Annotated in this window: 18 protein-coding genes; 11 read left to right on the top strand and 7 right to left on the bottom strand. The window is 71.5% G+C overall.

Annotated features, from left to right (window positions below; translation table 11 throughout):
• The 10 genes from DMB66_RS44105 to DMB66_RS44060 form a co-directional block, all read left to right on the top strand.
• Nucleotides 1–1,425, top strand: a 1,425-nt coding sequence (locus DMB66_RS44105; protein ID WP_125810092.1) for a hypothetical protein, incomplete at its 5' end; no start/stop codon positions are given.
• Between the two features lie 27 nt (nt 1,426–1,452).
• Nucleotides 1,453–3,066, top strand: a complete 1,614-nt coding sequence (gene pelF / locus DMB66_RS44100; protein WP_125810091.1) for a GT4 family glycosyltransferase PelF — start codon at nt 1,453–1,455, stop codon at nt 3,064–3,066.
• Nucleotides 3,063–4,586, top strand: a complete 1,524-nt coding sequence (locus DMB66_RS44095) for a hypothetical protein (RefSeq protein WP_125810090.1) — start codon at nt 3,063–3,065, stop codon at nt 4,584–4,586. Before pelF ends, DMB66_RS44095 begins: the two co-directional genes overlap by 4 nt.
• A 28-nt stretch (nt 4,587–4,614) precedes the next feature.
• Complete coding sequence (locus DMB66_RS44090; RefSeq protein ID WP_125810089.1) at nt 4,615–5,343, top strand: sugar phosphate nucleotidyltransferase; 729 nt, start codon at nt 4,615–4,617, stop codon at nt 5,341–5,343.
• Nucleotides 5,340–6,239, top strand: a complete 900-nt coding sequence (locus DMB66_RS44085) for an NAD(P)-dependent oxidoreductase (RefSeq protein ID WP_125810088.1) — start codon at nt 5,340–5,342, stop codon at nt 6,237–6,239. The genes DMB66_RS44090 and DMB66_RS44085 overlap by 4 nt, the downstream gene beginning before the upstream one ends.
• Nucleotides 6,236–7,168 carry an endo alpha-1,4 polygalactosaminidase gene (locus DMB66_RS44080; RefSeq protein ID WP_125810087.1) on the top strand — a complete coding sequence of 311 codons (933 nt, stop codon included), beginning with the start codon at nt 6,236–6,238 and terminating at the stop codon, nt 7,166–7,168. Before DMB66_RS44085 ends, DMB66_RS44080 begins: the two co-directional genes overlap by 4 nt.
• 44 nt (nt 7,169–7,212) lie before the next feature.
• A complete protein-coding gene (locus DMB66_RS44075; protein ID WP_125810086.1) occupies nt 7,213–8,544 on the top strand; it encodes a nucleotide sugar dehydrogenase in 1,332 nt (443 codons plus the stop codon).
• 85 nt (nt 8,545–8,629) lie between these two features.
• Nucleotides 8,630–9,598 (top strand): NAD(P)-dependent oxidoreductase, encoded by a 969-nt coding sequence (locus tag DMB66_RS44070; RefSeq protein ID WP_125810085.1) that lies wholly within the window; start codon nt 8,630–8,632, stop codon nt 9,596–9,598.
• Entirely contained in the window at nt 9,595–10,290 is a 696-nt protein-coding gene (locus tag DMB66_RS44065) for an endo alpha-1,4 polygalactosaminidase (RefSeq protein ID WP_125810084.1), read from the top strand. Before DMB66_RS44070 ends, DMB66_RS44065 begins: the two co-directional genes overlap by 4 nt.
• Before the next feature lie 341 nt (nt 10,291–10,631).
• Nucleotides 10,632–11,009, top strand: a complete 378-nt coding sequence (locus tag DMB66_RS44060) for a hypothetical protein (RefSeq protein ID WP_125810083.1) — start codon at nt 10,632–10,634, stop codon at nt 11,007–11,009.
• 369 nt (nt 11,010–11,378) lie between these two features.
• Here the strand turns inward: DMB66_RS44060 and DMB66_RS44055 are convergent, their stop codons facing one another.
• Both DMB66_RS44055 and DMB66_RS44050 read right to left on the bottom strand, forming a co-directional pair.
• Nucleotides 11,379–12,881 carry a DHA2 family efflux MFS transporter permease subunit gene (locus DMB66_RS44055; protein ID WP_125810082.1) on the bottom strand — a complete coding sequence of 501 codons (1,503 nt, stop codon included), beginning with the start codon at nt 12,879–12,881 and terminating at the stop codon, nt 11,379–11,381.
• A gap of 359 nt (nt 12,882–13,240) precedes the next feature.
• Nucleotides 13,241–13,948: a hypothetical protein gene (locus tag DMB66_RS44050; protein ID WP_125810081.1), complete on the bottom strand. Its 708-nt coding sequence runs from the start codon at nt 13,946–13,948 to the stop codon at nt 13,241–13,243.
• A 112-nt stretch (nt 13,949–14,060) separates the two neighbouring features.
• Here DMB66_RS44050 and DMB66_RS44045 point away from each other — a divergent pair, with 112 nt between their 5' ends.
• Complete coding sequence (locus tag DMB66_RS44045; protein WP_125810080.1) at nt 14,061–14,909, top strand: transglutaminase-like domain-containing protein; 849 nt, start codon at nt 14,061–14,063, stop codon at nt 14,907–14,909.
• A gap of 63 nt (nt 14,910–14,972) precedes the next feature.
• On the opposite strand, the gene DMB66_RS44040 is transcribed toward DMB66_RS44045, so the two are convergent.
• The 5 genes from DMB66_RS44040 to DMB66_RS44020 form a co-directional block, all read right to left on the bottom strand.
• Nucleotides 14,973–15,215, bottom strand: a complete 243-nt coding sequence (locus DMB66_RS44040; protein WP_125810079.1) for a hypothetical protein — start codon at nt 15,213–15,215, stop codon at nt 14,973–14,975.
• A 131-nt stretch (nt 15,216–15,346) separates the two neighbouring features.
• Complete coding sequence (locus DMB66_RS44035; protein ID WP_125810078.1) at nt 15,347–15,814, bottom strand: hypothetical protein; 468 nt, start codon at nt 15,812–15,814, stop codon at nt 15,347–15,349.
• A gap of 100 nt (nt 15,815–15,914) precedes the next feature.
• Complete coding sequence (locus tag DMB66_RS44030; protein WP_125810077.1) at nt 15,915–17,033, bottom strand: alpha/beta fold hydrolase; 1,119 nt, start codon at nt 17,031–17,033, stop codon at nt 15,915–15,917.
• A gap of 99 nt (nt 17,034–17,132) precedes the next feature.
• Complete coding sequence (locus tag DMB66_RS44025; RefSeq protein WP_125810076.1) at nt 17,133–18,314, bottom strand: serine hydrolase; 1,182 nt, start codon at nt 18,312–18,314, stop codon at nt 17,133–17,135.
• A 1-nt stretch (nt 18,315) separates the two neighbouring features.
• A partial coding sequence (locus DMB66_RS44020; protein WP_125810075.1) for a hypothetical protein occupies nt 18,316–19,029 on the bottom strand: 714 nt, incomplete at its 5' end.

Genomic DNA, 19,029 nt, shown 5'->3' with positions numbered 1-19,029 from the left:
CTGACGCAGTCGTACGTCTACCGCACCGCCATCACGCCGGGCTGTGCCGCCGAGGCGACCGTCACCAACGGCTCGGACGTGCTGGGGGTGCGGACCACCTCCAGCGACGGCCGCGAGCGGCTGGCGCTGACCTTCACCTCGAACCAGTACCTGACGCACTCCGACCTGCTGGTCTACGGCATGCTCCGGTGGACGAGCAAGGGCATGTTCCTCGGCGAGCAGCGGCACCACCTCAACGTCGACATCGACGACTGGTTCAACACCTCGGACCACTACTATCCGGACGGCCACGTCGAGTACGAGCCCGGCTTCAAGGTCAGCGGGCACGACGCCGTCAACCTCGACAACCAGCAGACCGCCCTGCGCGCCGCGCATCCGCAGGCCGCCGACTTCAAGCTCAACCTGGCGTTCAACGGCGCCGACATCGACCCGTTCGCCGGCAGCAACTGCAGCCCCGACGGCGGCCCCAACGAACTCACCGCGACGAGCAAGTGCCTCAAGGCCAACTTCCGGTGGATCAACCACACCCTGAACCACCCGGAGCTGAACCACACCAGCTACGCCACGACGTACGCGGAGATCAACGACAACCGGACCGCGGGCAACGCGATCGGCCTGAACGCCCCCGACAGCGTGCTGAAGACCCCGGAGTATTCGGGCCTCGGCGTCTACAACCCGAACCCGGACGACGACACCAGCCCGCCGGTCGACCACGGCCTCGCCGGCTCCAACCCGGAACTGCTGCGCGCGGCCAAGGACCTGAACGTCAAGTACCTGCACGGCAACATGTCCTTCGCCAGCCACGTGCCGGCGAACCTCAACGCCGCCAAGGCGCACCCGCTGGAGCCGAGCATCTCGGTGGTGCCGGACTGGCCGACCAACATCGCCTACTTCGTCACCACGCCGCAGGAGGAGACCGCGTTCTACAACTCCTTCTACGGCCCGAACGGCAAGTTCCCGTACTGGCCGCAGGACCTGACCTACGCCCAGATCATCGACTACGAGGCCGGCGTCGCCCTCGGGCACGTGTCGTCCGGCGCGATCTACTCGCACACCTTCCACATCGGCAACGTCTACGACTACGGCTCGGGCCGGACGCTGCTGACGGACTGGATCGACGCCGTGATGACCAAGTACGAGGCGTTCTACTCCGTACCGCTGCTCAACCAGGACTGGACGGCGCTGACGGCGTACGCGACGACCCGGACCGCGCACTTCGCGCAGCTCGGCGCCGGCGTGGACGCCGTCTACGACCGGTCGGTCGGCACCACCGGGACGATCACGGTCACCTCGCCGGCCGCCGGCACCGTGCAGATCAGCGGCGCCCAGGGTGCCGGCTCCAGCACCTACGGCACCGACGTGACGACCCCGCTCACCCTCGTGGCGGACACCGCCGCCACCGTCACCGCAGTCCCGCACCTGTGACAAGCACGGTCAGGTAGAGGGGGGCCGGTGAAGATCGCGCTGGTGTCGGAGGGCACCTACCCGTACGCGATGGGTGGGGTCAGCGTCTGGTGCGAGCAGCTCATCAAGGGCATGCCGGATTACCGCTGGGACGTCGTCGCGCTCACCGTCGACGGCGCCGAGCAGTCGGTCTTCCCGGCCCCCACCAACCTCGGCAAGGTCCACTCGATCCCGCTGTGGGGTGCGTGGCCGCCCGGCCGCCGCCCCCGGCGCGGACCGGGCCACCGGCCCGGCGCGTCCTTCACCGAGTCGTACGAGGTCTTCCTCCGGGCGCTCGTGACGCCCCTGGAGACCACCCTTCCGACCACCCCGCCGCCGCCCTTGACCGGACTGAATGCTCCCTTTCCCGGGCAGGGCGCGGTCAGCCGCAGCATGTTCCTGCTCGCCCTGCGGGGCATGTTCGAATACGCCTCCGACGGCGGTGACCTGCACACGGCGCTGCTGTCCAACCAGGCGCTCACGATGATGCTCGACGCCTGGCGCGACCTGCGGATCGACGAGGTCGGCCCGGCGCCGACGGTGGCCGACGCGGTCGAGGCGGCGTGGCTCATCGAGCACATGCTGCGGCCGCTGAGCGCCACCCCGGTCGAGGCCGACATCGTGCACTCCTCGATGAACGGGCTCGCCACCCTGGTCGGGATGACCGCCAAGTGGAAGCACGGCACCCCGCTGGTCATGTCGGAGCACGGCATCTACCTGCGCGAGCGCTACATCGCCCACCTGCACGACGACGCGTCGCACCCGGTGCGCGTGCTGGCGCTGAGCTTCTTCCGGCAGCTGGCCGGCGCCGCATACCTGATCACCGACGTGCTGGCGCCGCACTCGATGTACAACCGGCGCTGGCAGCTGCACAACGGCGCCGACCCGGAACGCATGTGGACCATGTACAACGGCGTCGAGCCCGAGGAGTTCCCGGCGGCGACCACCGAGCCCGAGGTGCCGACCATCTCGTACATGGGCCGGGTCGACCCGCTCAAGGACCTGCACACCCTGATCCGGGCGTTCGCGCTGGTCCGCGCCGAGATCCCGGAGGCCCGGCTGCGCATCTTCGGCGGCACCCCGGCGGTCAACCGGATCTACCACGAGAGCTGCGAGCGGCTGATCGGGGAGCTGGGCCTGGTCGGCGCCGCCGTGCTGGAGGGCCGGGTCGGCAACGCCGTCGACGCGTACCACGCGGGCAGCATCGTCGCGCTGACCAGCATCTCCGAGGGGTTCCCGTACACGGTGGTGGAGGCGATGGCCTGCGGTCGCCCGACCGTGTGCACCAACGTCGGCGGCGTCGCCGAGGCCGTCGGCGACACCGGCTTCGTCGTGCCGCCCCGGGACTACGCCGCCGTCGCCGAGGCCTGCGTCAAGCTGCTGCGCGACCAGGAGATGCGCAGCCGGCTCGGCGCGCTGGCCCGCGCGCGGGTGCTCGAGCACTTCACGCTGCGGCGCTCGCTGGAGATGTACCGCAACGTCTACGAGGGGCTGGCCACCCCGCTCAAGGCCTCCCCACCGCCGCGGCATCTGCGCGGCCAGGCCCAGGGCCGCGCCACCATCCCCACCCAGCGCGGCGCGGCGGCGCAGCCGCACCTGCAGCTGGACGGTGAGCCGCGGTGAGCGTCGACAACGAGACCGATCCGAATCGGCAGCGGCTCGGCTCGATCATGGCGGCCGCGGCCGACGCCCGAGCCGCCGGGCCGGGGGAGCACACCGTCCTGCTGCCCCGGATCTCCACCGATCCGCTCGACGACCTGGTGGAACGGGTACGCCCGCAGCTGGGCCAGGCAGTCGACTCCCTGCACGTCGCCGCCGCCCTCGAGGCCGACGGGCTCACCGACCGCGGCGCCCGCGTCGAGTACGGCTACCACGACGTCTTCGCCCTGGCCACCGAGGTGTTCCGCCGGCTCGGACCGACGTTGCCGAAGCCGCGCGGGGTGCCGGCCCGCGACCCCCTGGCCTGGCGGGAGAGCCTGCGGCTGATCGCGCACGGCCCGCTGTACGCGCTGCCCAGCACCGCGTTCCCCGCCGTGCTGGCGATCGTCGGCCGGCGCTCGCTGGTCCTCGGCCTGGTCCTCGCGAGCGCCCTCGGCTGGGTCTTGGCCGGCGCCGCCGCGCACGCCGCGTACCGGATGCTCGGTCTCGGCCGGCCGCGCGCCGCGGCCCGGGTCCTGACCGCCGCGGCCCTGACCGCCCCGCTGGCCGGCGTGCTGGCCGGCGCCGGGCTGGTCGGGCTCACCGGCGGCGGGTTCGCGCTGATCGCGATGATCGCCTGTCTGGTCGCCTACCAGCTCACCAGCACGGTCCTGGTCTTCTACCGCCGCGAGCCGTGGCTGGCGCTGGCGATGACCCCGGCGTTCCTGGTGGGCGCGGCCTATCTGATCCTCGGCCCGGGCCTGCGGCCCTGGTCGGTGGGGGTGGCGGCCGGGTGCGTGCTGGCCGCGTTCGTGCTGGCGGTGCTGCTGGCCGTGCACCGCAGCCGGGCCGCGGCGGTGCGGGAAGTCCCGCTGCTGCGCGCGCTGCGACCGGAGGTGCCGGGCCTGCTCGGGGTCAGCGGGTACGCGCTGTGCTCGGCGGTGCTGCTGCTGCACGCCGAGGCCCCGTACCTGCTGGGCCGGCTCGACATCGCGATCGCCGCCGCGCCGCTGATCCTGACGATGGGGGTCGTCGAGTGGCGCGCCGAGCGGTTCCGGCCGCAGGCGGTCGCGCTCGTCCGCCGGGTCGAGCGGCCCGCGGCGTTCGTGCGCGGCGTCTGGCTGCTGCTGGGCCGGGAGGTGGCGATCTGCCTGCTGGCCCCGGCGATCCCGGCGGTGGCGCTGCTGGCCGGGCTGTCCTACCTGGGCCTGCTCTCGGCCGCCGGGATCGTGATGACCGTCGCCCACGTCGCGCTGGGCGGTGCGTACCTGCTCGCCTTCCTGCTCGCCGGGCGCGACCGCTTCGGCTGGCTGTGCGCCTCGATGCTGGCCGCGATCACCGTCCACGTGGGCCTCGGCGCGGTGTTCGGCGCCGTTCCGCTGCTGGGCCGTTCCGGGTCCGCGCTCGTGGACACCTCGCTCTACCTGGGCAGCGTGCTGCTGCTCCAGGCGCTCTTCGTCCTCGGCCTGGCCGGAATTCTCGGCCAGGCCCGGCACTACCGGTAGTTCCGATACATGGGGAGGCAGGTCCGCGATGCACGCAGTGATCCTTGCCGGCGGCAAAGGCGTCCGGCTGCGGCCGTATACGACGGCGTTGCCCAAGCCGCTGATGCCGATCGGTGACCATCATTCGATCCTGCAGATCGTGCTGGATCAGCTCGCCTCGTTCGGCTTCACGTCCGTGACGCTGGCGATCAACCACCTCGGCCCGCTGATCAGGGCGTTCGTCGGCGACGGCGCGCGCTGGGGGCTGCGCATCGACTACGTCGAGGAGGACGTGCCGCTGTCCACGATCGGGCCGCTGTTCGGCATCAAGCACGCGCTGCCCGACGAGTTCCTGGTGATGAACGGCGACATCCTGACCGACCTCAACTACGCCGACCTGCTCACCGCGCACAGCCTCGGCCGCAGCCCGCTCACGGTCGCCACCGCCGCGCAGACCCACAAGATCGACTTCGGGGTGCTCGACGTCGCGGACGGCCACATCGTCGGCTTCCGCGAGAAGCCCGTGCTGAGCTATCCGGTGAGCATGGGCGTCTACGGCATGTCCCGCAGGGCGCTCGCGCCCTACCCGCCCGGCCTGCCGTTCGGCTTCGACCAGCTGGTGCTGGACCTGCTGGACCGCGGCGACTTTCCGGCCACCTACGGCTTCGAGGGCTTCTGGCTCGACATCGGCCGGCCGGAGGACTACGACGAGGCCAACCGCACCTGCGCCAGCCTGCTGCCGATCCTGCTGCCCCAGCGCTCCAAGGAGCCGGTATGAGTTCCCGGGTGTTGCTTTTCGGCGCCTCCGGATTCATCGGCGGCCACGTCCGGGCCGCGCTGGAGGCCGATCCCGGGATCGGCGCCGTGATCTGCCCCGGCCGCCGGGACCACGACCTGATCGACGGCGACCCTCGGGGCCTGGCCCAGGTCATCGGCGACCACGCGCCCACCGCGATCGTCAGCTGCGTCGGGCGGCTCGGCGGCACCGACTCCGAGCTCATCCGGGGCAACACCCTGGTCGCGGCCAAGCTGCTGGAAGCGGCGTCGGCCGCGCCGCCCGGCGTGCGGCTGGTCCGGCTCGGCTCCGCCGGAGAGTACGGCGTGGTCGCGCGTGGTCGCGCCGTCACCGAGGAGGACGCATGCGGCCCGGTGGCCGCGTACGGCGTGAGCCACCTGGCCGGCACCCGGCTGTTCCGGCTCGCGGGCGAAAGCGGGATCGCCGACACGGCGTCGCTGCGCGTGTTCAACCCGATCGGTCCCGGGATGTCGGCGGAGACCATGCTGGGCCGCGCCGCCGAGCGGATCCGGGCGGCGCTGGCCACCGGGGACGCCGAGATCACCATGGGGCCGCTGTCGGCGTACCGGGACTTCGTCGACGTCCGCGACCTCGCGGCCGTGATCCCGGCGGTGTTGCGGGCGCCGCGGCTGCGGCACCGGGTCTTCAACGTGGGCAGCGGCCGCGCGGTCGGCTCGCGGGAGGCCGTGCGGTTGCTCGCCGAGACCGCGGGCTTCGGCGGTGAGATCCGCGAGCAGGGCGCCGGGCCGCAACGGTCGGCCGCGGTGGAATGGATCCAGGCGGACGTGCGGCGGGCGGGCGAGGAGCTGGGCTGGGCGCCGGCCCGCGACCTGACCACGTCGATCAAGGACATCTGGGCGGCGGGTGAGGCCGGATGACGCACCGGCGGCGCGGGCTGGTGCTCGGGGCCCTGATCGTAGTGGCGGCGCTGACGGCGAGCGCCGTCCTGGTGCTCCGTACCGGGATCGACCGCGCACCGCCGCCCCCGGAGCCGGGCCGGATCTCCAGCTGGGCCTACCAGCTGCAGGGCTATGCCGGCGGCCGGCTCGACCAGGTCGCCTCCGGGCCCTACCAGCTCGCCGTGGTCGACCTGGCGCGCGACGCGCACGCCGACTACTTCCGCCCCGAGGAGATCCGCGAGGTGCGGCGCACCGGCAAGCGGGTGCTGGCGTACTTCGAGATCGGCAGCATCGAGGACTTCCGGCCGGAGTATCCGGCGCTGCGCCGCGACGCGGGCGACCTGATCGCCAACGAGTGGGACGACTGGCCGGGCGAGTACTTCGTCCGCTACTGGGACGAGCGCTGGTGGGCACGGGTGATCCGGGCCCGCGTCGACCAGGCCCTGCGCGCCGGCTTCGACGGGGTCTATCTCGACACCCCGCTCGCCTACGAGCAGATCGATCCCGGCTATGCCCAGGGCCGGGACCGCGCGGCGCTGGGCGCCGCGATGGCCGCGCTCATCGCGCGGATCAGCGCGTACGCCAAGGACCGGCGCCCCGGGTTTCTCATCGTCCCGCAGAACTCGCCGGAGCTGCGCCACTTCGGCGGCTACACCGCGGCGATCGACGGCATCGCGATGGAGGAGCTGTTCTTCCTGGCCACCGACGAGCCGTGCACCCAGGACTTCTGCGCGGAGAACCTGGCCGACACCCGGGCACTGCGCGACGCGGGCAAGTTCGTGCTCAGCGTCGACTACGCCACCCGGCCCGCCGACATCCGCTCGGCCTGCGGCCGGTATCGCACCGAACGCTTCGCCGGCACGGTCACCGTGCTGGAACTCGACCGCCTCACCCCACCCTGCACCTGAACGGCTTCATCCCTGCTCCGCACCTGAACGGAAGGATTTCGCACATGCCCAAGACAATCGGCGTCGTCGGGCTCGGCTACGTCGGGCTGACGCTCACCGCCGCGCTGGCGGACAAGGGTTTCGTCGTGCACGGCTCGGACGTGTCACCGGGCGTGCTGGAGACCCTGTCGCGCGGCCGGTCGCACATCTTCGAGCCGGGCGTCGAGCAGGTGTTCGCCGAGCACATCAACACGCGCATCCACGTCGGCACGGAACTGCCGCGGGACACCGTCGAGGTCGCCGTGATCAGCGTGTCGACGCCGGTCGACGAGAGCACCCGCCGGCCCAACCTGGCCAACCTGGCGGCCGCCGCCCGCAGCGTCGCGGCCCGGTGCGCCCCCGGCACCCTCGTGGTGGTCCGCAGCACCGTGCCGATCGGCACCAGCCGCCAGGTGGTCCTGCCGGAGCTGCGCGCGGCCTGGGGCGACGACGTCAAGCTGGTGATGGCCCCCGAGCGGACCATCCAGGGCCAGGCGCTGCGCGAGCTCGTCGAGCTGCCCCAGGTGATCGGCGGGCTCGACGAGGCCAGCCTGCGGGCCGGGGTGGAGTTCTTCGGCGGCCTGGCCCGGACCATCGTGGAGGTCTCCGACCTGGAGACCGCCGAGCTGGTCAAGCTCTCCAACAACTGCCACACCGACCTGATCTACTCGTTCGGCAACGAGATCGCATTGGTCGCCGAGCGGCACGGGCTGGACCCGCTGGAGGTCATCCGGGCGGCCAACGCGGACTACCCGCGGCCCGACCTGTCCAAGCCCGGGTACGTCGGCGGCGGGTGCCTGTCCAAGGACCCGTACATCATGATCGACAGTGCTCAGTCGCCACCCGGCCCGGCCCGGGAGCCGTTCCTGGTCGGCCGGGCCCGCGAGCTCAACGAGTTCATGCCCGTGCACGTCGCCGAGACCGTGGTGCGGATGCTGCAGGAGACCCGCGGCGAGACCCGGGGGACGCGGCTGGCGGTGCTCGGCTGGGCGTACAAGGGCTGGCCGCCCACCGACGACATGCGCGGCACCCCGATCGCCTTCATGATGCCGGCCTTCTCCGCCGCGGGCATCACCGTCACCGGCCACGACCCGATGGTCACCGACGACGTCATCCGCCAGTACGGCGGCGACCCGGTCAGCCTCGACAAGGCGTTCACCGACGCCGACGCGGTGCTGATCATCAACGACCACCCCGACTACCGGGCGATCCGGATCCCGGAGATCCTCGGCGAGGCCCGGCCGGCCTTCATCTACGACTCCTGGCGGGTGCTGGACGCCGAGGCGGTCACCGCGGCCGGCATCCGGTACGCGGGCCTGGGCTACCTGCCCCGCTTCAACTCGGCGGTGGCGGCATGATCGCCTGCACCGAGCGGCACCCGGCGGTAGTCGACAACGGCCTCGCAGGCGCGGGCCAGAAGAGCATGCCTGAGGAGGGCACAGCATGAGGGCCCTGCTGCTCGGTGGCGCGGGTTTCATCGGTCTGCATCTCGCCCGCCGGCTGGTCGCCGAGGGCCACGAGGTCACCATCGTGGACGACTTCTCCCGGGGCCGCGAGGACCGGGACCTCAACGAGTTGCGCGCGGCTCCCGCCGTACACGTGATCTCCGGGGATCTGACCGACCCCGTCACCTTCGCCGGGCTGCCGCCCGGCTGGGACCAGATCTACCTGCTCGCGGCCGTCGTCGGCGTCCGCAACGTGGAGGCCGACCCGGCCCGGGTCGTGCGGGTCAACACCCTGGCCGCGATGCACCTGCTGGACTGGGTGGCGCCGGGCGAGCGGGTCTTCTTCGCCTCCACCAGCGAGGTCTACGCCGGCGGCGTCGACGCGGGCATCGTCGCGGTGCCCACGGGAGAGGACATCCCGGTGATGATCTCCGACATCACCGCACCCCGCTTCGCGTACGCCGTCAGCAAGCTGCTCGGCGAGGCGGCCTTCCTGCACACCGCCCGCGCGAAGGGCTTCGAGGCGGTGGTCGGCCGGTTCCACAACGTGTACGGGCCCCGGATGGGCGCCGACCACGTCATCCCGGAGATGTCCCTGCGCGCGCAGCGCGGCGACGACCCGTTCCGGGTGCCGGGCGCGGACCAGTTCCGGGCCTTCTGCCACGTCGACGACGCGGTGGAGGCGATGCTGCGGCTGATGGCGGCCCCGCGGGCGGCCGGTCAGATCGTGCACATCGGCAACGACCGCGACGAGACGAACATCGGCGACCTGGCCAAACTGGTGCTGCGGCTGGCCGGCGCGAGCCCGGTCATCGAACCCCTGCCCGCGCCGGCGGGCTCGGTGCCACGCCGCTGCCCCGACCTGACCCGGCTGCGCGACCTGACCGGCTACGAGCCGGCGGTGACGCTGGAGGAAGGCGTCCGGACCACCTACACCTGGTACCGCGAGAACGGATGGCCGGCATGACAGCGCAACCGCCGATCTGCTTCTATTACGGCGACAAGCACCTCGACGAGCTGGCCACGTACCCGCGGGTGGTCCTGCAACCGGAGTTCTACAGCCCGCAGGAACTAGCCCGGCTCGCCGAGCAGGGCGTGCAGACCCTGGGCTATCTTTCGCTGTCGGAGGACCAGGGCCCGCCGGCGCCGTGGCAGCGCCAGGAGCGCAACCCGGACTGGGGCGGCGCGTTCGTCGAGGTGGGGCATCCGCTCTGGGTGGAACACGTGATCGGCCAGGCCAAGGACGCGATGGCGGCGGGTTTCGCGGGACTGTTCATGGACACCCTGAACGTGGAACTGACGTTCCCCGAGGACGTGCCGCACCTGCTGACCCTGGTGGCGGCGATCCGCACCGAGGCCAAGCCGGCGTACCTGCTGGCGAACCGCGGCTTCGGCATGCTGCCCCGGCTGGCGGAACTGGTCGACGGCGTGGTCTTCGAGTCATTCTCGGCCCGCTGGACGAACGAGGGCTACGCGCCGTGGCCGGGGGACGTGCTGGAGTTCCACGCGCAGATCGCGGAGCAGCTGCTGCAGCTCGAGCTGGACCTGTACGCCCTGGACTACGCGGATACGCCGGGCCTCACGGATTTCGCGATGCGGCGGGCCCGGCAGTTCGGCATGCAGTGCGTGGTCAGCGACCGGGCGCTGTCGCGGGTTTGAAGGCGGCGGCTGGGCTTCGGTCGGGCGGTCCTGTCGCGGGTCTGAGGCGGGTCGGGCTTCGGTCGGGCGTCCTGGCGTTGTCGCGGTCTGACGCGGGGCCAGGCCCGGTCGGGTGCCCTGGCGTTGTCGCGGGTCTGAGGCGGGCCGGGCTTCGGCCGGGCGTCCTGGCGTTGTCGCGGTCTGACGCGGGGCCAGGGCCCGGTCGGGCGTCCTGGCGTGGTCGCGGTCTGAAGCGGCGGCCGGGCTCCGGCCGGGCCTTCTGGCGCGAGCGGGCCCGGCTCCGGTCGGGCCTTTTGGCGCCGTCTCGGAAAAGTGTCAGAGGGTGACGGCATCATCGGGGTATGGCTGAACCCGCCGCCCCTTTGTCGCATCCGCGCCTGGAGTTGTCGCTGGTGGAGGCTCGCACGCGCTTCGTGCAGCTCGCCCGGCTCGCCGGCTTGACCCAGCAGACCACAGTGGTCACCGAGGACGGCCGCCCGCTGGCGGCGATCGTGCCGATCGAGGCCCCGCGACCTGAGCCGGAGCGGCCAAACCCAGCGGCTGCCGCCGGCTGGGTCAGGCGCATCGACAAACTGCGCGCCGAGTTCCGGCGTCAGCACGTGGGGCTGGAGCAAGCGCTCGACGAGGCCTGGCGAGAGCTCGACAGGCTGCGACCACCGGGCGCGGACAGGGAGGTCGACGCCCTCCGCGCCGCCCATGCCGACCTCCGCCGGCCGTGAGCGTCCGTCAGGTCGCGGCCGAAGGTCTCGCGCTGCGGGCTCACCGGGAGCCCCGTGAGACCTCGTGTCAACCAAGTCCACCGATCCGAGCGCTTGGAAAACAGACTGCCGTAAACCGAGCAGAAGCCTTCCTAGTGGATAGAAGCTACCAAGATCTATCAGGCCGATTGATTTGGTTCCGACAAAGGTGATTGAAAGGATTAATCGACCTTCGAGGCGCTTGTCATGCGCACCATCACCGACGGCCAGGCCGGCGGTTAGTGCTCCGCTGGCCTGGCCGTCGCGCGCGTTCGTGGAGTACCGCCGGGCCTGGTCGGTCGGCTGCGGCGACATCGGCGCCGGGCCGGCAGTGCTCCCGTTCCGGATGGGTCAGTGGGCGACGACCGGCTGAGCGTCGGGGTCGACGGCGAGCGGCCCGGTGCGGAAGAGTGCGGCCGCGGCGATCGCCGCGATGACGAAGAAGCCCGCCGACCACCAGAACACGGTGTGGTAGCTCTGCAGCGCGGCCTCGGCCGCCAGTTGCGGTGTCGGGGTCTTGCCGGCCAGGTGGTTGCTGGCCGCGGTGGCGGCGAAGGAGCTGAGCAGCGCGGTGCCGATCGAGCCGCCGATCTGCTGCACCGTGTTGATCATCGCCGAGGCGACGCCGGCGTCGCGGTGTTCCACCCCGGAGACGGCGGCGTTCTGGGTGGGCGCGAAGACCAGGCCCAGGCCGAGGCCGACGATGATCAGGCCGGGCAGCACGCCGGTGACGTAGGTGGAGTCCAGATCCAGCCGAGTGAGCAGGAGCATGCCGCCGGCGGCGATCAGCGCGCCGAGCGGGACCAGCGGGCGTGGGCCGATCTTCGGGGTGAGGAACGATCCGGCGGTGGTGGCGGTCAGCATGACGCCGCCGAGCATCGGCAGGAACGCCAGGCCGGTCTCGACCGGGGTGAAGGCCAGGATGCTGGTGAGGTAGTAGGTGAGGAAGAGGAAGATGCCGAACATGCCGGCACCGGCGATCGCGATCGAGGCGTAGGAGCCGCCGCGGTTACGGTCGAGCACGACGCGCAGCGGCAGCAGCGGGTTGGGCACCCGGAGCTCGATGAGCACGAAGGCGGTGAGCACGATGACGCCGGCGATGATCGGGCCCAGCGTCCAGGTGTCGCTCCAGCCGTGCGACTCGGCGTTGCCCAGCCCGTAGACCAGCGCGACGAGGCCGGAGACGGCGGTGACGGTGCCGGCCAGGTCCAGCTTGCCGTGCGCCGCGATCGGCTCGTCGCGCAGCTTCACCATGGCGCCGAACACCGCGATGGCGGCGATGACCAGGTTGACGTAGAGGCACCAGCGCCAGGACACGTATTCGGTGAGCACGCCGCCGAGCAGCAGGCCGATGCCGCCGCCGGCGCCGGAGATGGCGCCGAAGATGCCGAACGCCTTGCCGCGTTCCGCGGGGTCGGTGAACGTGATCGTCAGCAGCGACAGCGCGGCCGGTGCCAGCGCGGCGCCGAAGACACCCTGCAGAGCCCGGGCGGTGATGAGCAGTTCCAGGTTCTGCGCCATGCCGCCGAGCGCGGAGGCCAGGGCGAAGCCGACCAGGCCGATGATGAACATCCGCTTGCGGCCGAAGAAGTCGGACAGGCGCCCGCCGAGCAGCAGCAGGCTGCCGAAGGCGAGGGCGTAACCGGTGACCACCCACTGCCGGCCGGAGTCGGAGAAGCCGATGTCGGCCTGCGCGGTCGGCAGCGCGATGTTCACGATCGTCGCGTCCAGCACGACCATCAGCTGCGCCAGCGCGAGCACGACCAGCGCCCACCACCTGCCGGCATGGCGGTCCGCCCCCGACGATCCGGGGAGTCCAGCCGGTGGAGTGGCACGTTCCGCAGTTGTCGTCATCGTCGTCCTTCGCAGCAGCCTGGGTGGAGGTTCGACCTCCGCATCGGAAAGCTAGCCGCTAAGTTGAGGACTTGGCTCCGGTTTGTACGGCACGTCACAGTAAGTTGAGGAGTTTGCTCCGCTTGTCGCTCGGAGGGATGAAGAACGCCGACTGGCGGTCGCATCGTCGCCGAGACACCCGCAGCCGATCGCAAGCTCCGCCCGCAGCCGATCGCAAGCTCCGCCCGTCGTCCCTGAGCGGCCTCCGCCCGCAGCCGATAGCGGGCTCCGCCCGTCGCCCTGAGCGGGCTCCGTCAATCGCCCCTGAGCGGGCGGGCCCTGGTCCTGGGCGGTCGGCGCCGTGCGGGCCTTGGTCGCCGTCACCTCGTCGTTGTGTGCGTCCTTCTTCGTGGTGGGCTCGCTTGCCGCCATGTGTCGATGAGTCGCACCCTGTCTGGCAGCCCGCGGCGGGCGCTGACGGCGCGCTGCAGCTCGACAGGTGGCACCCGGATCGTGTGCTCCCGCCAGCGCACCGTCTCCAGCCGGGCGGCCGCGACCGGGCCGAAGTCGGTGACCTCGGGCTCGTCGGCGGCCGGGCCGACGCCGCCGATGAATTCCACCCGGGCACCGAGCATGGCGCGGCCCCACCAGCGGCAGAACCAGCCGGCCGGAGCGACCGGCTCGATCAGGCCGTCGAGCAGCAGGTCGCCCACCCGGCGGGCATCCTCGTCGGAGACGACGAGGTCGAGGTCGCCCGGGGTGAGGGGGAGGCCGCGGACGGCCAGGGCGGCACTGCCGGTCAGCCACCAATCCACCCCGGCACCGTTCAGCCGCCGGCAGACCTCGGCCAGCGCGCCCTGCCAGGGGACCGGATCGAGGCCGGCGGCCTGGCGCAGGCACGGCTCGATCAGCCGTTGGAAGTTCGCCCAGGCCCGGTCCAGGTGTGGGGTGTCCGCGGGGAAGACCCTGCGCCAGTGATCGCCGCCGTCGGTGAAGGCTGTCTTTCGCACCGCGGGCAGCAACTCGCCGGGAACCTCGATGATCCGGAACTCACTGCCCTGCCCGGTGTCGCGCCGCTGGAACCGCACGGGAACATCCGACCACAGCGGTACGACAGTTTCGCGCGGCGCGCGAGGGGCTTGACCCGGCCCCTGGGGCAGGCGGTTCGCTGAGGAAGTCGCAGCACGGGAGGAGACGGTGATGGTCACCGAATGGGTTGAGCCGGGTGTCATGACGACGGCCGGGAAGTACGCGGGTCTCTTGGACGGGCTGCCCGCGGACGCCGCCGGGGTGGCGCGGGTGGTGCAGGGCCTGCTGATCCACGAGTTCTGGGCCGAGGCGTACGGCGTGACCCTGGCCGAGCCGGACCGCGACCGGGTCAACCTGCGGCGGGTCGAGCAGGTGCTGGAGGCGATCACCAGCCGCGACGACCGGCCGCTCGACGTGCCGCGCGAGCCCGGCGAGCGGATCGCCACCAATTGCCGGGGCTTCTCCGTCCTGGCCGTCGCCCTGTTCCGGGCGCGCGGTGTGCCGGCCCGTGCGCGGTGCGGCTTCGGGGCGTACTTCAAGCCGGGCTGGTTCGAGGACCACTGGGTCGCCGAGTACTTCGACGGCGGCCGGTGGCGGCTGGTCGACGCGCAGATCGACGATCTGCAGCGGAAACAGCTGGCGCTGAGCTTCGACCTGACCGACGTGCCGCGCGACCAGTTCGTGATCGCCGGGGACGCCTGGACGCGGGTGCGGGCCGGGCACGCGGACCCGGGCCGGTTCGGGCTCACCTTCCTCAACGAGGCCGGTGACTGGTGGATCGCCGCCAACCTGATGCGCGACGCCGCCGCGCTGGACAACGTGGAACTGCTGCCGTGGGACCTGTGGGGCGCGATGCCCGAGCCGGAGGACACCGTCGACGTGGCGCTCTTCGACGAACTGGCCGCGGCGACCGCCGGGCCGTCCATGGGCGAGGTCCGCCGGCTGCTGGCCGACGAGCGGCTCCGGGTGCCGGCCGAGGTCCACAACGCCCAGCACGGGCGCAAGGAGGCCCTGGCCTAGGCCGGAGCGGGACGGCGCCCGGCCGGTGGAAGGGGTCGGGCGCCGTGCTTCCGGATGGATGGCCTATCGGTGTGCGCCGACGAGGTGGCGCACCACCTCGCGTGCCCAGCGCATCCGCTCTGCCGCCAGGTCCGGGTGCTCGCCGAACTCGTACGCCATCCGGGCCGAACAGCCCTTCGGGCCGTCATGCCGGAGCAGGTCGGTGACCGTGCGGTCGACGACCTCGGTGTCGCTGACGTCCGCTGCCTGCAGATCTGAGGCGAACAGCGCTTCGGCGCGCGTGACGTCGTCAGCGGACTCCTGCATCTCATTCACCTCCTTTCCGCACCGCCGGGTTCGCCGCGGCGGCTTCCAACTTTCTTCAACGGCGCTGTGGCATCGATGAGTCCGGTTGCCGCCGTGAGTGCTGACACAGGCGGCGGCGGCCGGCGCGGCTGTCAGAGCCGTGGGTGGGCTTCCTCGATGGACGGTGCGTTGAGGTACAGCAGCAGGGCCTGCTGGTCGTCGAGGTCCAGGTCGGCGAAGCGCGCGTACGCGAGCCACCGGGACCGCGCCGTCTCCGCGGCGAGCAGGGCCGTGATGGCCGCCCAGGAGAGCGTCACCAGGTGGAACAGGCGGCCCTCCTGCAGCGGGGGCAGCAGGCTCAGCTCGCCGAGCGCCGTCACGGCCTCGTCCTCGCGGCGGGCGCGCAGCGCCAGCTCGATCACCGCGCGGGCCCGGTACGGGGTGCAGCCCCAGGCCAGCGCCTTGAGCTGGGACACGGTCATGCCGCGCACCCACAGTTCCGTGGCGCGCGACGAGTGCGGCGGGCTGCTCAGCGACCGGCCGTTCAGGTAGCGGCGCATCTTGAACGCGCCGGCGCGGGTCGAGAACGACGTGGCCGGCGGCCTGACGGAGTAGTTCATGGATCTTGCCTCACTGCTCAGGGATATCGGGGTTGGGGTGACGGCGCCCCGGGCGGGGGCGGGGGCGCGGGGCGCCGTCACCGGGGGAGTCGGCCCGCCGTCAGGCGAGCCTGGCCGCGATCCAGTCGGCGACCTGGCTGGTCGTCGCGAAGACCGCGCCGTCATGGTTGGCGCCGCTGACCGGGAGGAAGTCCACGGTCTGGGTCCCGTACGCCTGCAACTGGCCGACCAGCACGTCGGCCGTGAGGAAGTACGGCACCGCCTCGTCGTCGGTGCCCTGCACGACCAGGACCGGTGCGGTGGGAGCCGACTGCGCCGGGTTGTCGTACATGGCGAGCTTCGTCAGGACCGCGTCGGGCAGTGCGCCGCCCACCAGCAGTTGTTCGGCCGTGAGCGGGGCATAGGCGTCGAGGATCTCGTACAGGCAGCCGGTCTGCAGGACGGACGTCTTCTGCTTGGCCGGCGGCGCCAGCACCGTGTTGGGGTTGAAGGTGGTGTCGACCGTGCTGAGGCCGTACAGGGCCATCACCAGGTAGCCCTGGCCCGGCGTGCCCGGGATCAGCGGGGCGAAGATGTCGGCGTTGGAGACCGGGGCGATGGCGGCCACCCCCTTGAGGACCAGGGCGCCGTCGTAGCTGGCGGCGAGCTGGCCGGCGAAGAGGGAGCCCTGGCCGCCCTGCGAGTGCCCGTCGACCGCGTACGAGGTGGTGAGCGCGCTGTCCAGGTTCCGGGCCGCCTTGACGCTGTCGATCATGGAGCGGGCCGCGCTCAGGCCGATCAGGTACGGGTGCGCCGCCGGCGTGCCCAGCCCCGGATAGTCGGGAGCGGTCACTGTCCAGCCCTTGGCGAGCAGCGCCGCGATCGCCGCCCGGGCCTCCGGCCAGAAGACCGCCTGGCTCGCCGAGGGTGCGCACTTGTCGGCGAGGCCGGTGGTGCCGTGTCCCCACACCACGGTCTTGTTCTTCTTGTTGGTCTTCGGGGTCATGACCAGTCCGGTGGCGGTGATCGTGCTACCGGTGACGTTGGTGGAGACGTAGGCGATGCGTTTCCCGGTCGCCAGGGGTGAGAGCTCGGCCGGCAGGGTCGCGGTCGCGCTGAGCAGGACCGTGCCGGATGCCAGGGTCGCCTTGGCCGGTGAGCCTGCGAAAAGCAGGATGGCGGTACTCAGCAACGCGACCTCAAGAGCCGCGACCCAGGCATGGAAACGGGCAGAGTTCATCTATCGATCCCTTTCAAAGGACGGTGAATGTGGGCATGCGGGAGCCCGGGGTGAATTGCGGAATGGTGAAGCGGGAGGGAAAAGCGAGCGAAAAGCGGGTCAGGCGAAGTGGTCGGCGACCCGGCGCAGGGCGGTGATGGTCTCGTGGTCGCGGCGTTCGTCGTCCTGGGTGGGCCAGGCGCTGCACTTGACGATCACGATGTCGGCGGTGGGATCGACGAAGAGGTACTGGCCGTGTACCCCGAGGCCGGTGAAGGCGTTGAAGGAGCTTTCGCCGAGCGTCCACCACTGGTTGGCGTACCCGTAATGGTCGTATCCGCTCGGGCCGAGCGCGCCGACCGCGAGCTGCGGCAGTTCGCTGCCGCGGCTGCGGCGGACCCACTCGCGGGGCACGACCTGCTGGCCGGCGACGACGCCGTCGTTGGCCATCAGCAGGCCGAGCCGGGCGATGTCGCGCGCGGTGGCGTTGAACGAGCCGCCGCCGATGGCGGTGCGGGGGTGCGCCCGGGTGAGCCAGAAATAGGCGTCCCGGTCGGCGCCGATCTGGTTCCACAGCCGCTCGGCGGCGAAGGTGGCGAGGCTGCGGCCGGTGGCGGCCTCCAGCACCCAGCCGAGGATCTGGGCGTCGAAGGTGGAGTAGTTGAACCGCTCGCCCGGGGCCGCCCGGCGCGGCGCCGCGCGGATGACCTCGGCGATGTCGCCGCCGCCCATGATGGCCTGCTCGAAGCGCTTGATGCCGCTGTCCGGCACGTCCCACACCTCGGCGTCGCCGACGCCGCTGGTCATGTCGAGCAGCTCGGCCAGGGTCGACTCCTCGAAGGCGGTGCCGCGGAAGTCGGGCCGGTAGTCGGTGACCCGGTCCTTGACGCTGCCGATCGCGCCGTCGGCCAGCGCGATGCCGATCAGCATCGAGGTCACCGACTTGGAGATCGAGAACAGCTGCATCCGGCTGCGCGGACCGGCGAAGACCCCGGGGTACGTCTCGTGCACGATCTCGCCGCGGTGCAGCACCACGAACGCCGTGGTGTTGGTGTGGCGGTGCAGGTCGGAAAGCGTGTAGTCGCGGTCGTCGAAGCGGTAGGTCAGGTCCAGCGGGTCGGGGCTCAGCGGCAGCGGCAGGTGCGGCCCGCTGCGGGCCACGTACTCCGTCGGCATGATCCAGTTCATGTGGGTGAACGTCCACTCGTTGAACGGCCGCCGCATGATCAGGTCGCCCTGCCGGTCCCACCACGACGGCTTGGCCGCCGGGCGGATCGTGGTCGGCTCGATAGTGCTCGTCATGTCAGTCCCCGCTGTGGTCGATAGTGTGCTCGGCAGCGCGTGGTGCGGGCGCGTAGCGCTCGAACTCCTCACGCAGAGTCAGCCCACTCGACTCGCCCGCGGGCTCGAGGAAGCTGTTCATGACCGCCAGCACGGCCATGCCGGCCAGGTTGTCCTCCGTCGGGCTGGCGCCGATGATGTTGGCGGCCGGATCGCCGAGGTGGTGCACGGCGAAACCCTCGGTGATGGCGGCCAGGATGTTGGCGAACTGCTCGATGGTGATGCCCTTGCGCAGCTGGTAGCCGCGCGCGGCGATCGTCGCCTCGTAGATCTTCTTCCACGGATCGAGCGCGCCGGCGTAGTTGTTGGCGATGGCGTCGTGGATGCCGTCGTTGCGGTCGGCGGTGGCCACCATGATCAGCTGGAGGCGGAACAGCGGCATCCGGCAGATCGCCTGCAACTCGTGGAAGATGGCCCGGTCGAGGGCGTTCGCGAAGCTGGCTTCGGTGCTGATCAGCCAGTCGCCGCGGGTCTCCAGGTCGGCGCCGTACTGCGGGTCGTAGTTCATCGCGTGGAACAGGAAGGTCAGCAGGTCGTTGAGGTAGTCGTCGTGGCTGGCCCAGGTGGCGCGGTAGGGACCGTCGCCCTTCTGGCGCAGGAACGGCGGCTCGAGATTCTCCATCTCGCGGGACAGGGCGCGCTCGGTGAGGAAGCGCAGACCCGACCAGTACGGCTT

Source organism: Actinoplanes sp. ATCC 53533, assembly GCF_003947245.1.
Note: the sequence above shows the minus strand (reverse complement) of the source record. Positions and strands in the feature narration are given on the sequence as shown.

Bases quoted from the DNA above. Each gene is read 5' to 3' on its own strand.
- DMB66_RS44090 (WP_125810089.1), top strand. From the start codon at position 4,615: ATGCACGCAGTGATCCTTGCCGGCGGCAAAGGCGTCCGGCTGCGGCCG.
- DMB66_RS44085 (WP_125810088.1), top strand. From the start codon at position 5,340: ATGAGTTCCCGGGTGTTGCTTTTCGGCGCCTCCGGATTCATCGGCGGC.
- DMB66_RS44080 (WP_125810087.1), top strand. From the start codon at position 6,236: ATGACGCACCGGCGGCGCGGGCTGGTGCTCGGGGCCCTGATCGTAGTG.
- DMB66_RS44075 (WP_125810086.1), top strand. From the start codon at position 7,213: ATGCCCAAGACAATCGGCGTCGTCGGGCTCGGCTACGTCGGGCTGACG.
- DMB66_RS44070 (WP_125810085.1), top strand. From the start codon at position 8,630: ATGAGGGCCCTGCTGCTCGGTGGCGCGGGTTTCATCGGTCTGCATCTC.
- DMB66_RS44065 (WP_125810084.1), top strand. From the start codon at position 9,595: ATGACAGCGCAACCGCCGATCTGCTTCTATTACGGCGACAAGCACCTC.
- DMB66_RS44060 (WP_125810083.1), top strand. From the start codon at position 10,632: ATGGCTGAACCCGCCGCCCCTTTGTCGCATCCGCGCCTGGAGTTGTCG.
- DMB66_RS44055 (WP_125810082.1), bottom strand. From the start codon at position 12,881: ATGACGACAACTGCGGAACGTGCCACTCCACCGGCTGGACTCCCCGGA.
- DMB66_RS44045 (WP_125810080.1), top strand. From the start codon at position 14,061: ATGGTCACCGAATGGGTTGAGCCGGGTGTCATGACGACGGCCGGGAAG.
- DMB66_RS44040 (WP_125810079.1), bottom strand. From the start codon at position 15,215: ATGCAGGAGTCCGCTGACGACGTCACGCGCGCCGAAGCGCTGTTCGCC.
- DMB66_RS44035 (WP_125810078.1), bottom strand. From the start codon at position 15,814: ATGAACTACTCCGTCAGGCCGCCGGCCACGTCGTTCTCGACCCGCGCC.
- DMB66_RS44030 (WP_125810077.1), bottom strand. From the start codon at position 17,033: ATGAACTCTGCCCGTTTCCATGCCTGGGTCGCGGCTCTTGAGGTCGCG.
- DMB66_RS44025 (WP_125810076.1), bottom strand. From the start codon at position 18,314: ATGACGAGCACTATCGAGCCGACCACGATCCGCCCGGCGGCCAAGCCG.